Here is a 13,864-nt window from a genome sequence, read left to right as displayed (position 1 = left end):
CAGCGGCTGACAACCACTGGCGGCTCGGGAACATGGAGAAGGGACGGCCGTCGGCGTGGGCGCGCAGGCACACATCGGGGCCTCGGGCTGGAGCTACGACCACTGGATCGGCGTGCTATACCCGCCGGGCACACCGAAACAGCGATGGCTGGAGATCTACACCCAGACCTTCGAGACCGTCGAGCTGAACGCCAGTTTCTACCGCTGGCCGTCGAACACCGCCTTCCAGCGGCTGCGCTCACGCCTACCCGAGGGGTTCCAGCTCTCCGCCAAGGCAGCCCGCGGGCTCACCCACGGGAAACGACTGCGTGAACCGGAGATCTGGGTCGAACGGACGGCCGCCGGCTGGCACGAACTGGCTGATCGACGCGCCGTCCTCCTGGTCCAGCTGGCACCCGACCACACCCGCGACGACGCACGCCTGGAGTACTTCCTCGGCCGGCTCCCGTGGTGGATGCGGGTGGCCGTCGAGTTCCGGCACCCGAGCTGGCATGACGAGGCAGTGTTCCAGATCCTGGAGCGCCATCAGGCCGCCTACTGCGTGATGAGCGGGGCCGACCTGCCCTGCGTTCTCCGGGCGACCGCCCCCTTCGTCTACGTCCGCCTGCACGGGCCCGACCACCGGTATCTTTACGGCGGCTCGTACGGCGACAATGACCTGCGCTGGTGGGCGGACCGGGTGGGTGAATGGCTGGCCAGCGGCCACGAGACCTACGTCTACTTCAACAACGACGGCGGCGGAAACGCCGTCCACAACGCCCGCCGACTGCGGGAAATCGTCGGCTGACAGCCGCTACGGGCGATCCAGGCCCTCCGCCACCAGGCCAAACGCCACACCGGCCGACCATGAGATCATTACGGTCTACGGTGCGGTACCGACCATGGGCGGGTTCAGGCGCGCGAAGCCGGCTTGACGGTAGTAGGGGAAATAGGGGTAGGGGGCGGTTCGCGCGGTGACTGCCTCCAGTTTCTCCAGGTGCTCCGGGGCCAGGGCCCACCCGACGGCGCCCAGGTTCTGCCGCAGCTGTTCCTCGTTCCGCGCGCCGATGATGACGGATGCGACGGTCGGCCGGGTGAGCAGCCAGTTGACGGCTATCTGCGGAATCGCCCGGCCGGTCTCCTCGGAGATCTCGGTGAGGACGTCGACGACGTCGTAGAGGTTCTCCTCGGACACCGGCGGAGCGTAGGGGACAGTCTGGTGCAGGCGGCTTTCCGGCGGCAGCGGCTGACCGCGGCGCACCCGGCCGGTGAGCCGGCCCCACCCGAGCGGGCTCCACACGATCGCGCCGACTCCCTGGTCCAGCCCCAGCGGCATCAGCTCCCACTCGTAGTCACGGCCGATCAGGGAGTAGTAGACCTGGTGGGCGATGTAGCGCGGCCACCCGTACTGGCCGGCGACCGCCAGCGATTTCATGAGCTGCCAGCCCGCGAAGTTCGAGACCCCGACATATCTCGTCTTGCCGGCGCGTACCAGATCGTCGAGGGCCGACAGCACCTCCTCGACCGGCGTGTTCGCGTCGAAGGCGTGGAGCTGGAAGAGGTCGATGTGGTCGGTACCGAGCCGCCGCAACGCGTCCTCACAGGCCGTGATCAGCCGAGCCCGCGACGTACCGGCATCGTTCGGCCCGTCACCGAGCGGCAGGCCGGTCTTCGTAGAGATGATCACTTTCTCCCGCCTACCGCGGACCGCCTCACCAAGGATCTTTTCCGACTCGCCGTCCGAGTAGACGTCGGCGGTGTCGAACATCGTGACGCCCGCATCGAGGCAGATGTCGACGAGGCGGCGCGCCTCGCGGGCGTCGGTGTCCCCCCAGGCCCCGAACAGCGGGCCCCTGCCGCCGAAGGTGCCACCGCCGAAACTCAGCGCGGGGACCATGAGCCCTGAAGCGCCCAGCCGTCTGAACTCCATCTTCGTCGCCCTCTCCACGAGATGTGGACCGCTGCATCCCCCGCTGCGGGAGCAGGGAAGCCGGGTCCTCACCATCCACCGGCGTCGCCGCCCGTCGGACCACCCGCCAGCTCCGGCTCATCGATCAGCCATATCCTTAACAGATCCCCAGTACCATTAGGGCTGTGCCAGCGTACCATCCGAGGGCGCCTTAACGGAACTTCCATCCCCTTAGCGGCGGATCGGGCGGTGTGGATGAAGGACGGGGACGGCCCTGGCGACGGGGACCCTGACGGGGACGGCGACGGCTGCGGCGTGCTGCCGGGCAGCATCCGGCCCGGCGGACGCACCGCGCGGGTACGCGCCTCGGTCCTGCGGGCCGCTGGCGACGCACTTGCCGAACACGGCTTCGCCGGCCTGGATCTCGCCGACGTGGCCAGCCGCGCCCAGGTGGGCAGGACCACCGTCTACCGGCGCTGGGGGTCGGCGGGTGCCCTGGTCGCCGACCTGCTCGTGGACATGGCCGAGCAGTCCCTGGCGCGCAGCCGGACAGGTTCCCTGCTCGGCGACCTGAAGGAGAATGCCCGGCTCGTCCAGCGCACCCTCGTCGACCCGCGGCAGGGCCCGTTGTTCCGGGCGATTCTCGCGGCCGCCGCCACCGACGACTCGACCGCGCGGGCACTGCGCCGGTTCTACGAGATTCGCGTGGCGGAATGGGCGGGATGCGTGGACGACGCCGTCGAGCGCGGTGAGATACCGGCGGGCACCGACGCTCGCGAGGTCGTCCGGGCCGTCTCCGCTCCGCTCTACTACCGGCTGCTCACAACCGCCGAACCGCCCGATGAGACCGCTGCGAACCGCGCCGCCGAAGGTGCTTTCGTCGCCGCCCACGCCGGCGTCTACCTGCGTGTCAGGCCCGGCGCTCCACAGCCCGGTGCAGTCGGTGACCCCGAGCCTGCCGGTGAGCACGAGGTCGGCCGGTAGGCAGGGCCACGCCGCGAGACCGGGACACGTTCACGGCCGACCAGCCGGCCCCGTTCGGCGGCCAGCCGCCAGCGGCCCGCGTAGCACCCGCCCGCTGCTACGCGGGAGGGAGCGACGCCGGGGCCGACGCCACCTGTGCTGATGGTGGCCCGCCGACTGGTCCCTCCCGGCTCCGGGCCCGGTAGCGGCCGGGAGGCAGCGAACGGTCACGGGAGAACGCCCGGGAGAACGCGTACTCGGAGGTGTAGCCGACAGCCCGGGCGATGGAGTCGATCGGGTCGTCGGTGTCACGCAGCCGGCGGGCGGCGAGATCCATCCGCCAGCGGGTGAGGTAGGCGGCCGGGGTTTCGCCCACCAGTGCGGGGAACCGGCGGGCCAGCGTCGCGCGGGAGACGGCGACGTGGTCGGCCAGCGAGGTCAGGGTCCAGGCCCGGGCCGGATCGGAATGCATCGCGGTGAGGACCGCGGCGATCGTCGGATCGTTCAACGCGCGCAGCCATGACGCCGACGGCGTGGTCGGCTCGGTCCGGAGCCAGGCCCGCAGCAGCTGGATGAGGAGCACATCGACGAGGCGGTCGAGCACCGTCGCGCCGGCGACACCGCGTTCCGTGAGTTCGGCGGACAGCAGCCGGACGGTGTCCGGGAGCAACCCGAGCCCAGGGCTCCCGGCGGGCATGTGGACGACCTCCGGCAGCAGGGTGAACAAGGGAGTGCTGATGGCGGGATCGTGTCGGTACGAGGCGCACAGGATCGTCGTCCGGACCGGACGGGGCCCGACATCGAGACGCCCGCCCGCAGCGAGAGCCCGTTTCGAGGCCGCGTGGTCGAAAGGTCCCAGCGGGCCGTCCGGATCACCGGCCAGGCCGTGTTCGGAGCCTCTCGGCAGGAGAACGACGTCGCCGGGCATGAGCCGCACGGCGGCCTGACCCGGCATCCGCAGCCACGCCGTACCGGCTGTGACCGCGTGGAAGGCCGCTGCCGAGATCCGGAAAAGCCGCAGCCCCCACGGGTCGCCGGCGTGGACCGTCGCGGCCACGGTGCCTCGCACACCGGCGACATTCAGTACCTCGACGAGCGGCTCCACGTTCTCAGCCTATCGCCCCCTTCTGATCGGTGATCGCATAATCTCCGGTCGGATGAGATGGTCGGACAAAAAATCGAGATTCCAGATCATCGACCGTCGCCAGCACGCTTCATACGGTTGTCCCATCGAGTTTCCGAACGGAGGACAGGCCATGAATATCGAAGGCAGCGTCGCGCTGGTGACCGGCGCCAACCGGGGTCTCGGCGCCCGTCTGGTCGAGCGTCTCCTCGACGCCGGCGCACGCAGGGTCTATGCGACAGCCCGGGATCCACGCAGCGTGACGGCGACCGTGAGCACCGACCCCCGGGTCAACGTACTGGCCCTGGATGTCACCGACCAGTCCAGTGTCGACGCCGCGGCGAAAACGGCGACGGATGTGACCATGCTGGTCAACAATGCCGGGGTACTCGGTTTCGGCGGCGCCCTCGACGGCGACCTCGACCTTTTCCAGCGGGACGTGGCGACGAACTATGTCGGCCTGCTGCGGGTGAGCCGGGCTTTTGTGCCGGTGCTGACGGCGAACGCGCCCGGCGCGATCGTCAATGTGCTGACCCTGATCGCCCTGGCGCCGGTGGGAGGCATGGCGGGCTACTGCGCCTCGAAGGCGGCCGCCCACTCGGCCACCCAGTCGATGCGGGCGGAGCTGCGTGGTCGCGGCATCGAGGTCATCGGTGCCTACCCCGGCGGTATCGACACCGACATGCTCGCCGGAGTCGATGCCGACAAGGCCGCCCCCGAGGTCGTCGCCGAGCGGATCATCACCGGCGTTGCCGCCGGAAGGACGGTGATCTGGCCGGACGACGCGTCCGCAGGCGCCGGTTCCGTGTACTCGACCGATCCGCTCGCCCTTGAGGTCATGCTCGCCGGCTGACCGACCGCGGCCCTGACGATCGCCTGCGAGGGATCCGCCGCCCGCCGCCGTGCGCTGCGCCGCCCGTTGTCGGGCGCCGTGGCCGACACGGGAAACCCGACCCCTCGTCAGGGCGGTTCCCAGGCCTGGATGATCCGCAGGTGAGCTGCCGCGGCGCACGGGGGCGTCGAGCGAGAGTCCGCCGATGAGCGTCGGGACGATCGCGACGTTCGCGAGCATCAGCATGGTGTGGGCCGGTGCGCTTTTCCTCCTGCTCGGCCTCTACACCCTGCTTCGGATCATCCAGCGGATGCGGCTGCGGTTCGCCGGGAATGTCGCCGTCGCCACGATCGTCGACGTCGAGGTGATCGAACGCGGCGTCGACGACGGCGGCCCGATCTACACCCCGATCGTCGACTACACGACCCGGGCCGGTGAACGGATCCGCCGCGCGACGCTTCGGGACCCTGACCTTTCCTTTCCCGGCATCGGCGCCACAGTCCGGGTGGTGTACCGACCGCACGACCCGACCTGGGTGACGAGGACGGACTGGTTCGGCGCGGTCCTTTCGGCGGTCTTCCTGCTTCCTGTCTGCCTCACCGCCGGCCCCTTCTGCCTCTACTTCGGAATCAGGATGATCATTTCGTAATCCGTGGTGTGCACAGGCGGCGGCGTCAGGAGATCTTCTCGATCGCGGGCGGATGCCAGCTGTTGGCCAGCGCGGACTCCGTCGGGACGTAGGCACGGATCATCAGGTTGAACGGTCCGTCCGGCGCGGGCAGCCAGTTGCTCAGATGCCCGGCCGGTGCGGTCGCCGACAGATAGAGGTCGATGGAGCCGTCCGGGTTCACCGCGAGGTCGCTGCGGTCACCCAGCGCATAGCGCCGCAGCGGATTCGGCACCAGGAACATCTCCTCGTCGTACATCGTCACCGACCAGAATCCGGCGGCCTCGACCGGCGGCAGCTCGCCGGCGGCGAAATGCATCCGGTAGGCGTGCCCGCCGGTCAGCGGCTCACCGTCGGCGTCCGGGCCGGACCAGTAGTACAGCGCCTCCTGCGGCACGTTCGCACCGACTCCGACCACAGCGACCGCCGAGCGCAGCAGATAGTCGGTGCCGTAGACGCCGCCGTCGAAACTTCCCAGCCAGGTGCCGGAGGGAACGAGGACGTCCTCGGCGGCGGCCTGGACCTGGCTCTCCCCAGCCGTGACCCCCGCGGCCAGCGCCGCGACCGTTGCCGGATCACCCGTCGACGGGGTCGAACCCGGGACGACCCCGATGCTCTCGAGCGAGGTGACCGCGGGGCCGTCCGCGGCTGGCGGCGGGTCGGCGGCGAGCACGGCAGCCAGCTCGTCGAAGAACGCCGCACCGGCGTCGTCGGGGGTCTGCGGGTCGGGCGGGTTCGCGCAGTCGACGGCTGGGAGCGCGGGGGGCACCGGCCCGGTCACCCCGAGGCCGGTCGCCGCCACGGTGTACTGGCGCTGCACCGCACGCGCGGCGGGCAGGTCGCCGTCACCGCTCACCAGGGTGCGACCGAGAGCCCACACATCCCAGCTCGGAGCGGCGATCGCGGTGGTGCCGGTCGGCACCGTCCCGCTCCAGCCCGGCGGGGTGATCAGGTAGGTGCCGGGCTGCGAGCCGTTGAGCCGGGTGCCGACGTTGGCGAAGACGTTCGAGTAGATGTCCAGCATCTCGAACACGACGTACCGGTCGGTCGTGTCGGGCAGCGTCAGCTGCACGGGGCCGTCACGCAGGTCCAGCCAGGCGACCGAGTAGAGGGTGTCGACGTTCGGCGCCACCACACTGCGGCTCGCCGGCGTCGACAGGACAGGCACGTTGAGCAGGGTGTTCGTGCCGCTCCTGCACACGTGGCCGGCCCGGGTGCGGGCCATGGCCACCGGGCTGTAGCCGAACACGTAGCCATCCGCGGCGATCTCCTCCGCCGAGCCCGCCGCTGCCGCCGCTGCCGGTGACCCCGGTGACGCGCCAGCCGACACGGCCGTGGTGGTCGAGGCCACGACGCCCGTCATCACCAGGGCAGCGGCACCCGCCCGACACGCGCGGCGCGCCCGCCGCGATGCCCGGCTCCGCGGCCGAGCCCGCCCCTGGTCTGACATCCCGTGCTCCCGTCCCCGGCGAACTCGACGCCGTCAGTGTCCGGTCCGAACGTGTGAGCCGCATGTGGGCTCGATGCGGGACGCATCAGGCGTCGGCGAGCGTAGCGGCGGCCCCGACCTCCCAAAGTCGTCGAAGCCGTCGTGCGGGCCGGTCATCATCCGCTGGATGGCCTGTCGGCGTCTGCCCGCGCTCTCGTGCTGGACAGGCGCGTGAGGCTGCTCCTAAACCTCCAGATCCTGTGACAGCATGCACCCAGCTGCCCATCGAAGGGTTTCGGCGACGAACTGAGCCGAAATCCATAGGCGCGGCCGGGCCGCGCCGGCGAACACACGGTTTGCCGGGTAGTCGGCGGCCGCCGCGCGCAGCAGGCGACGACGTCCGTCGACCAGGAGTCCCGCGCCCAACAGCCGGTTCACCTCGTGCCAGTAGAGCTGCGGAGATCCGACCCAGCTGGGCTGGCGTCGCAAAGGGATACCTACTCGTTCCAGCAGTATCCGGACGGTCGCAGGCTCGTAGTAAGCGACTGACAATGCGACGACCTCCTCCTCCCCAAGGGCCCGGGTGTCTGTTCTGTCCGTCCGTCCACGTCCTGTCCGCATGCCGGACCTCCGACTCCGGTCGCCGATAGCACCCACAGCGGGAGCCGTGGGCTCGGTAAGGTCCTAGGGCGACATCGACGCGGATCCCTCGCCGGTCGCATCGTGACCTAGAACACATAGGGCATCGCGAGGGAAAGGCCAGGGTGCGTGGCCTACGAGATACTGCACATCCACAACTACCTTTGGGTACCTACCGCTAAACGGGGGGCGGCAGGTCGCCGAGGAGCGAATGATGCAGAAGCAGAGTCCCCGACTTACCCCCGAAAAGCGAGACCTTGACGCGGTCTCGCCTCCCCCGACCCGTTCCCTGCCGCCGGATCACGCTGGCCCATCCGACGCAGACCAGCGGCTGTGGGACGAGATCCTGACCCAGGACGTTCCAGGAACTGCTCTGCAGACCGTCGAGGATCAGCTGTTCCGTTACGCCTGGCCGATCGTGCTCGGCTGGATCCGTAGCGGCCAGATCCTGCGACATGCCCGCCTGCGGGGCCTGCACGGCGTCCCAGAGGAGTCCGCCGTGCTGCGAGGCGCCTCCAACGACGACATTGAGGACCTCGCTCAGGAGACAATTGTCCGCGCGGTGATTCGGCTCCGGCAGACCGCGAGGTCGGGCAACGGCTGGGATCCTGCGGGCAGGGCCAGTCTGGCCAGCTACTTCGTCGGCACATGCTTGGTGTGCTTCGTCGACGTGCTGCGCTCGTGGTCCCGGCAGTCGGCCCGAGCACGACCGGACCGGCAGACCTCAATACTCGTCGGTCGCAGCTGGGTGCAGTCCGCTGCCGACCCATGCGACGTCGCCGTGGCGCTCGACTCTGTCAGACGACGGCTGGCAAGCGGCATGTTGGCTGAACGGGCGGCGTTCCTCGGCGCAGCCGGTTACACCCAGACCGAGATAGCCGAGATAGTGGGCACGACCCGGAAGGCGGTGGAAAGTGCGTTAGCCCGACTCAGAAAAAAGCACACCTGCGACTGACATGAATTCCAGGCCTGCGGCGCGGCACGTCGAGCGTCGCTCGACGTGCCGCTTGCCGGCCTGGGGCTGCGTCGCCCTGCGACACAGCCCCGTTGAGGAGGAACAATGAGCAACGCCGTCGATCCGGAAGCCGTGAGGAGACTCGTCGAAGAATCTTCGTTCGCCACCGAGGGAGCTATACTGCTGCGGCAACGCGCTAGCAACGAAGCCGTCGCCGAATTCCGCCGCCGCCTGGCCGGCCACAGCGGTGGACCGCAGCCCGACCAGGCGCCTTTCCTCTGCACCGACGAACCGACCAGCCCGCCGCAACGCCCGAACGAATGATCAGGTGCCTTTGACGAGAAGGCCGAGCTGCGCGCGAGAGCGGTCACGACCGGACGTCAGACCAGGTCAGCGAAGACAATGACGTTGTCGCGGTAGCTGGACCGGGCCTGGTCGAACGCCCCACCGCAGGTGATCAGGCGCAGGGCGGGTCGGCCCGTGGGCCCGTAGACCTCCTCGGAGGGCAGCTCGTCCTTCGGGTAGCTTTCCAGCCGGCCGACCACGAACTCCGCCGACGAGCCGTCCGCGCGGTCGACCTGGACGCGGTCGCCGGGCACCAGCTCGCGAAGGCGGAAGAACACCGCCGGCCCGGTGTGCGAGTCGACATGGCCGGCGATCACCGCGGTCCCGTTCTCGCCCGGTTCGGGTCCCTCGACGTTCCAGCCGGTCTCCGCGAACACCTTTGGCGCCTCCAGCCTCCCGTCCACGGCGAGCGCCAGCGGGACGACGGGCGCCGAGACACCGATGGTCGGGATGCGGATCCGAGCCGGATCGGCGACCTGCCCCACCGCGGCGCCGACCGCAGCACCGTCCGCAGGTCCGGTCTCGCCGCCTGCGCCGGCTCCGCCGGTGGTTCGTGCCGGCGCATCGGACACCGACGCCGACGCCGTGCCGGTGGACCGGTCGGATGCCAGCCCCGATGCCGACCCGGACGTCCCGCATCCCACGAGCGTGCTCAGGAGCAACGCGGCCAGGACAGCGGCGCAGCACCGTCGGACCGCGGCCGAGACGAGGGCCGGAGCCGAGACGGGGGCCGGGACCGAGACGGGGGCCGGGACCGAGACGGGGGCCGTCATCTCAGCTCTCGGCCCGCGACCTGCGCCGCCGGACACCCAGTCCGGCGATCAGGCCCAGCCCGGCACCGGCGGCCGCGAGGGGAACCAGCGGGCCGCTGTCCTCGGTAGCAGTGGTCTCGATCGTGGCGGTACCGCCGGCGCCGGTGTCGATCCCGCCGACGGGCAGTGAGCCGTCCCGCCCCGCGGCGGCCGCCCGTTCGCAGCGCAACCGCTGCTGCTCCGGCGAAACCGCGGGATCCTCGACCGCGCAGGCGGCTGTCCGCGACGGAACAGGCACCGGGGACGGCGCGCCCCCCGGTGCGGCACCCCCCGGTGCGGCGCCCGCCGGCGTTTCCGCCGGAACCGGTGCGGGCGCCGCGGGCACTCCTGGAGGGGTCGCGGCAGGTGGCGCCGGGGCGGGCGCCGACGTGGTGGCCGCAGCGGCGGACGTCGACGTCGCAATGCCGGCGCCCAGCAGCGTGAGCGCCAGCCCCGCGACACCCACCAGCTTTCGGGTACGCGGCAGGTTCTGGGTGGATGCCATCGTCGAACCTCGGTTCGGTCATGCCGCGGCCAGTCCGCGGCTGCGCGGAGTGACACTCGTCGCCGAGCATGGGTGTGCCATGAGCTGGGGATGAGAGCTCTCTCATCGACTCGAGGAGCCGGGCCGGGCCGGACCCCGGGCCAGGCGCCACGCGCGGCTCCAGAGCGTGGCGGGCACCGCCGTCCGGACACTTCCGGGGAACGGGCCTGATCCCGCCGGCGGCGGTTCCCTGTCCCGTCCTAGCCTTGGTGTCCATGAGGCGCTTCCGGCGGGACCAGCGGGATCAACCGGGACGTCGCGCCGCGCGCGGGCGGCACCCCCGCCGCCGTGCCGACAGCCGACGCCGGCCCGGGCGCCCCTGGCTGGTGCTGCTGCCCGGGGCCGTGTTGTCCCTGGTCGTCGTGAGTGCGCTCGTGGCCCCCGGGTTCGGCGTGGTCGTCACCGGCCGCGGCCAGCCACGGCCACCGGACCTCGGTGGTCCCATCCTCGTGCCGACGGTGACGACGGCCGCGACCCCGGTTCCCAGCCCGACGATGGAGGAGCCGGCGCCGATCGGGGCGCCACTCGGGGCGCCGACCGAGGTGTCGGCCGAGCAGACGCGGCAGCGGTACCTGCGGGAACTGGCTGCTCGCATGTCCGGGCAGGAGACACCGCAGCGGATCGCCGTCCGGCCGGACGACGCGCCTGCGGTGACGTACCGCCCGTTGCCGGCCGCCACCACGGAACCCAGCGCGGCGCCCTCCCCCGTGCCGTCAGAACCCGGAGTGACCCCGGTGCCCAGCGCGCCGCCACGTGCACCGGGACGCGCACTGCCCCCCGCAACACCGTGATGCCGGGTGCCCCGGCTCTCTCGCCATCCCTGCCGGCGCCCTGTTCGGCGCCATCCCGGCCGTCGCCGCGGCACGGCCGGTAAAGATGAGAACGTTCTCATCCCGGTCTCACCCATCCCGTGGGACTTCCCCGTCAGGCTGGCGGCTGTGCCGGTTCCGGAAAGGTCGAGGAGGAACGCGGACGGACTGGCGATGAGGCTGACCACCGGGCGCCCGGCACCACAGAGGCTGGCACCGAAACGGCCGGCACTGCGACGGCTCGTGCCCGGGTGGATGCGTCGGGCCGCGCGCTACCTCGCGAGCTCCGCCCGCCTGCACATCCTCGGCTGGCAGCTGCTCCTCGTGGCGGTGGCGCTCGCCGGCTCGGTTCTCGTCTCCCGGGAGGTGCTGCTCCAGCGGGTGGACGAACGCATCGACCGCGGCCTGGCGCTGGAGGTCGCGGAGCTTCGACGTCTCGCGGTGCGCAGCGTCGACCCGCGGACGTCGCAGCCTTTCACCGACGTCCGGCAGCTCCTGGAGGTGCACCTGGAACGCAACATCCCAGAGCCCAGCGAGACCATGCTGGCGCTGGTGGACGGCGTGCCCTACCGGCGCAGCGCCGAGGAGCCGATCTACCGGCTCGACACGGACCCTGCCGTCGTCGCCGCCCTGCTCGCCGGCTCGGAGGCCAGGTACGGCACGATCATGACGCCCGCCGGCGAGGTCCGGTACGCGACGGTGCCCGTGCGGGTGGCGAGCAGCCCCGCCCGCGGTGTCTTCGCCGTGGCCGTCTTCGCGGATCAGGAACGGGCCGAGGTCGACGAGGTCGTCCGCGTGCTCGCGATCGTGGGTTTCGTGGCACTGGGGCTCGCCGGAGCCGGTGGCTGGCTCGTCGCCGGCCGTGTCCTCGCACCGGTCCGTGAGCTGCGCCGCACAGCGCAGACCATCACCGACACGGACTTCTCCCGTCGCATTCCGGTCGCCGGCCGGGACGAGATCTCCGAACTGGCCCGCACCTTCAACGGGATGCTCGACCGGCTGGAGGAGGCGTTCAGCACCCAGCGGTCGTTCGTCGACGACGCCGGCCACGAGCTCCGCACCCCCATCACGATCATCCGCGGGCACCTGGAGCTGCTCGGGGACGACCCCGCCGAGCGCGCCGACACAGTCGCGCTGGTCACCGACGAGCTCGACCGGATGAGCAGAATGGTGGATGACCTGCTCACGCTGGCCAAGGCGGAGCGGCCCGACTTCCTGCGCCTCGAACCGGTCGAGCTGGCCGGGTTCACCGAGGATCTGATGTCCCGGGCCGGGGCGCTGGCACCGCGCCGGTGGGGGTCGGCGGGTTCCGGTACCGGCCTGGTCGTCATGGACCGGCACCGTGTCACCCAGGCGCTCGTGCAGCTCGCGCAGAACGCGACGCAGCACACCGACGACGGCGACGAGGTGCGGATCGGCTCCCGGCTGCGGGACGACGCCGTGACCTTCTGGGTGACGGACACCGGGCCGGGTGTCGCGCCGGAACACCGGGCGCGGATCTTCGAACGGTTCGCCCGCGGCCCGGCCGGACGTCGTTCGTCGTCCGAGGGCGCGGGTCTCGGTCTCGCCATCGTGCGCGCGATCGCGGTGGCGCACGGCGGAAGTGTGCGGGTGCGGAGCGGCCCGGGCCTCGGTGCGACCTTCGAGATCACGCTGCCGCGCTCCGGCCCTGCCCCCGGCCTTCTCCCCGCCCCGCCGAGCAGTTCGAGCAGTTGAGGAAAGCGACCGTGAGCAGCAGCGTCCTGATCGTGGAAGACGAACGCAGAATCGCCTCGTTCATCGAGAAGGGGCTGCGGGCCAACGGTTTCGTCCCGTTCTGCGTCAGCGACGGCGCCACCGCGCTGGACGTCGCGATGACAGCGGACTTCGACCTGATCGTCCTGGACCTCGGACTGCCTGACATGAACGGCTTCACCGTGCTGCGCCGGCTGCGTCACGCCGGTGTGCGGGTTCCCGTCGTCGTGTTGACCGCCCGTGACGGCGTGCGTGACACCGTCGCCGCCCTTGAGGGGGGTGCCGACGACTACATGAGCAAGCCCTTCCGCTTCGAGGAGCTCCTCGCCCGCGTACGGCTGCGCCTGCGCTCCGAGCGCGCGGCGGAGGAGGTCACGGTGCTGTCCGTCGGCGGCATCAGCCTCGATCTGCGGACCCGGCGGGCACGGGTGGGGCCCCGCAGCATCGATCTCACGGCCCGCGAGTTCCTCCTCGCCGAGACCTTTCTGCGCCATCCCGGCCAGGTACTCGCCCGAGAGCAGCTGCTGTCCGCCGTCTGGGGGTACGACTACGACCCGGGAAGCAACATCGTCGACGTCTATGTCGGTTATCTCCGCCGCAAGCTGGGCGCGGGAACCATCACGACGGTACGAGGAATGGGATACCGCCTGGAACCCGAACCCCCCGTTGAATGACGGGACGGGAGAGAGGTTCAGGCTATTCGTCGTCATCGTCCTGTTCGATCCGCCTGCCGGCGACCTCCGGAGGCTGCGGTGGCGGGTCGGCTCCGGTTCCGGCAGGTCCGCCGAGTTCGGCACGCAACAGGGCGGCGTTGGCAAGGATTGTCAACGCGCACCAGAGCCGTCGGGGGCAGGCCAGCGGTCCGGTGATCTCGGCGAGAGTTGCGCGGAACTCCTCGGTGCAGCGCCCCTGTCGCTGGTCGTCGACCGCGATGGCCGCCGCGATACCGACGATGCCATGACCGAAGGCTCCGGGCGCTCGTCCGAGACCGGGCGAGCCGAGACAGCCGGGATGCGGCGAGCGTGTTCGTACCCGCCCGGCAGCTGGGCAGAAACCCTGGTGACCGATCAATCACCTAGTGTGCTTCTACATCGAGGTCTCGTCATGAAACTTCTCGAGCGGCACCACCCACCACCCACCACCCA

The 13,864-nt window shown here is 70.8% G+C and carries 16 protein-coding genes; 9 read left to right on the top strand and 7 right to left on the bottom strand.

Annotated features, from left to right (window positions below; all coding sequences use genetic code 11):
• Positions 1-55 precede the first annotated feature (55 nt).
• Positions 56-787 (top strand): DUF72 domain-containing protein, encoded by a 732-nt coding sequence (locus AB1460_RS10925; RefSeq protein ID WP_368960793.1) that lies wholly within the window; start codon positions 56-58, stop codon positions 785-787.
• A gap of 75 nt (positions 788-862) precedes the next feature.
• Here AB1460_RS10925 and AB1460_RS10920 read toward each other — a convergent pair whose 3' ends face one another.
• Entirely contained in the window at positions 863-1,909 is a 1,047-nt protein-coding gene (locus tag AB1460_RS10920; protein WP_368960791.1) for an aldo/keto reductase, read from the bottom strand.
• A 234-nt stretch (positions 1,910-2,143) separates the two neighbouring features.
• Between AB1460_RS10920 and AB1460_RS10915 the strand changes: the two genes are divergently transcribed.
• Positions 2,144-2,872 (top strand): TetR/AcrR family transcriptional regulator, encoded by a 729-nt coding sequence (locus tag AB1460_RS10915; RefSeq protein WP_368960789.1) that lies wholly within the window; start codon positions 2,144-2,146, stop codon positions 2,870-2,872.
• A gap of 97 nt (positions 2,873-2,969) precedes the next feature.
• Here the strand turns inward: AB1460_RS10915 and AB1460_RS10910 are convergent, their stop codons facing one another.
• Entirely contained in the window at positions 2,970-3,956 is a 987-nt protein-coding gene (locus tag AB1460_RS10910) for an AraC family transcriptional regulator (RefSeq protein WP_368960787.1), read from the bottom strand.
• 151 nt (positions 3,957-4,107) lie between these two features.
• Here AB1460_RS10910 and AB1460_RS10905 point away from each other — a divergent pair, with 151 nt between their 5' ends.
• Together AB1460_RS10905 and AB1460_RS10900 are read left to right on the top strand one after the other, a co-directional pair.
• Complete coding sequence (locus AB1460_RS10905; protein ID WP_368960786.1) at positions 4,108-4,827, top strand: SDR family NAD(P)-dependent oxidoreductase; 720 nt, start codon at positions 4,108-4,110, stop codon at positions 4,825-4,827.
• A 184-nt stretch (positions 4,828-5,011) separates the two neighbouring features.
• On the top strand, positions 5,012-5,455 hold the full coding sequence (locus AB1460_RS10900) for a DUF3592 domain-containing protein (protein ID WP_368960784.1): 444 nt from the start codon (positions 5,012-5,014) through the stop codon (positions 5,453-5,455).
• Positions 5,456-5,480: 25 nt separating this feature from the next.
• On the opposite strand, the gene AB1460_RS10895 is transcribed toward AB1460_RS10900, so the two are convergent.
• Positions 5,481-6,824 carry a DUF1254 domain-containing protein gene (locus AB1460_RS10895; RefSeq protein WP_368960782.1) on the bottom strand — a complete coding sequence of 448 codons (1,344 nt, stop codon included), beginning with the start codon at positions 6,822-6,824 and terminating at the stop codon, positions 5,481-5,483.
• A gap of 321 nt (positions 6,825-7,145) precedes the next feature.
• The gene (locus tag AB1460_RS10890; protein WP_368960781.1) at positions 7,146-7,523 is read right to left on the bottom strand and encodes an effector-associated domain EAD1-containing protein; all 378 of its coding nucleotides are present in this window, start codon (positions 7,521-7,523) and stop codon (positions 7,146-7,148) included.
• A 229-nt stretch (positions 7,524-7,752) separates the two neighbouring features.
• Here AB1460_RS10890 and AB1460_RS10885 point away from each other — a divergent pair, with 229 nt between their 5' ends.
• A complete protein-coding gene (locus AB1460_RS10885; protein ID WP_368960780.1) occupies positions 7,753-8,496 on the top strand; it encodes an RNA polymerase sigma factor in 744 nt (247 codons plus the stop codon).
• Between the two features lie 105 nt (positions 8,497-8,601).
• Entirely contained in the window at positions 8,602-8,820 is a 219-nt protein-coding gene (locus AB1460_RS10880; RefSeq protein WP_368960778.1) for a hypothetical protein, read from the top strand.
• Between the two features lie 56 nt (positions 8,821-8,876).
• On the opposite strand, the gene AB1460_RS10875 is transcribed toward AB1460_RS10880, so the two are convergent.
• Both AB1460_RS10875 and AB1460_RS10870 read right to left on the bottom strand, forming a co-directional pair.
• Positions 8,877-9,614: a class F sortase gene (locus tag AB1460_RS10875; RefSeq protein WP_368960776.1), complete on the bottom strand. Its 738-nt coding sequence runs from the start codon at positions 9,612-9,614 to the stop codon at positions 8,877-8,879.
• A 1-nt stretch (position 9,615) separates the two neighbouring features.
• Positions 9,616-10,137, bottom strand: coding sequence for a hypothetical protein (locus AB1460_RS10870; RefSeq protein WP_368960774.1), 522 nt, complete (start codon positions 10,135-10,137; stop codon positions 9,616-9,618).
• A 254-nt stretch (positions 10,138-10,391) separates the two neighbouring features.
• Between AB1460_RS10870 and AB1460_RS10865 the strand changes: the two genes are divergently transcribed.
• The 3 genes from AB1460_RS10865 (at position 10,392) to AB1460_RS10855 (ending at position 13,393) form a co-directional block, all read left to right on the top strand.
• On the top strand, positions 10,392-10,967 hold the full coding sequence (locus tag AB1460_RS10865; protein ID WP_368960773.1) for a hypothetical protein: 576 nt from the start codon (positions 10,392-10,394) through the stop codon (positions 10,965-10,967).
• 192 nt (positions 10,968-11,159) lie between these two features.
• The gene (locus tag AB1460_RS10860; RefSeq protein ID WP_368960771.1) at positions 11,160-12,701 is read left to right on the top strand and encodes a sensor histidine kinase; all 1,542 of its coding nucleotides are present in this window, start codon (positions 11,160-11,162) and stop codon (positions 12,699-12,701) included.
• 11 nt (positions 12,702-12,712) lie between these two features.
• Positions 12,713-13,393, top strand: a complete 681-nt coding sequence (locus tag AB1460_RS10855) for a response regulator transcription factor (protein ID WP_368960769.1) — start codon at positions 12,713-12,715, stop codon at positions 13,391-13,393.
• Between the two features lie 22 nt (positions 13,394-13,415).
• Here AB1460_RS10855 and AB1460_RS10850 read toward each other — a convergent pair whose 3' ends face one another.
• Positions 13,416-13,790, bottom strand: coding sequence for a hypothetical protein (locus AB1460_RS10850; RefSeq protein ID WP_368960768.1), 375 nt, complete (start codon positions 13,788-13,790; stop codon positions 13,416-13,418).
• Positions 13,791-13,864 lie beyond the last annotated feature (74 nt).

It is taken from the genome of Parafrankia sp. FMc2 (genome assembly GCF_041008525.1).
Taxonomy (GTDB): domain Bacteria; phylum Actinomycetota; class Actinomycetes; order Frankiales; family Frankiaceae; genus Parafrankia.
The sequence above is the reverse complement of the archived record's forward strand: the minus strand, read 5'-3'. Positions and strand labels throughout refer to the sequence as shown.

Coding starts and splice junctions, on each gene's coding strand:
- AB1460_RS10920 (WP_368960791.1), bottom strand. CDS start 1,909: ATGGAGTTCAGACGGCTGGGCGCTTCAGGGCTCATGGTCCCCGCGCTG.
- AB1460_RS10915 (WP_368960789.1), top strand. CDS start 2,144: ATGAAGGACGGGGACGGCCCTGGCGACGGGGACCCTGACGGGGACGGC.
- AB1460_RS10905 (WP_368960786.1), top strand. CDS start 4,108: ATGAATATCGAAGGCAGCGTCGCGCTGGTGACCGGCGCCAACCGGGGT.
- AB1460_RS10900 (WP_368960784.1), top strand. CDS start 5,012: ATGAGCGTCGGGACGATCGCGACGTTCGCGAGCATCAGCATGGTGTGG.
- AB1460_RS10890 (WP_368960781.1), bottom strand. CDS start 7,523: ATGCGGACAGGACGTGGACGGACGGACAGAACAGACACCCGGGCCCTT.
- AB1460_RS10885 (WP_368960780.1), top strand. CDS start 7,753: ATGATGCAGAAGCAGAGTCCCCGACTTACCCCCGAAAAGCGAGACCTT.
- AB1460_RS10880 (WP_368960778.1), top strand. CDS start 8,602: ATGAGCAACGCCGTCGATCCGGAAGCCGTGAGGAGACTCGTCGAAGAA.
- AB1460_RS10875 (WP_368960776.1), bottom strand. CDS start 9,614: ATGACGGCCCCCGTCTCGGTCCCGGCCCCCGTCTCGGTCCCGGCCCCC.
- AB1460_RS10870 (WP_368960774.1), bottom strand. CDS start 10,137: ATGGCATCCACCCAGAACCTGCCGCGTACCCGAAAGCTGGTGGGTGTC.
- AB1460_RS10865 (WP_368960773.1), top strand. CDS start 10,392: ATGAGGCGCTTCCGGCGGGACCAGCGGGATCAACCGGGACGTCGCGCC.
- AB1460_RS10860 (WP_368960771.1), top strand. CDS start 11,160: ATGAGGCTGACCACCGGGCGCCCGGCACCACAGAGGCTGGCACCGAAA.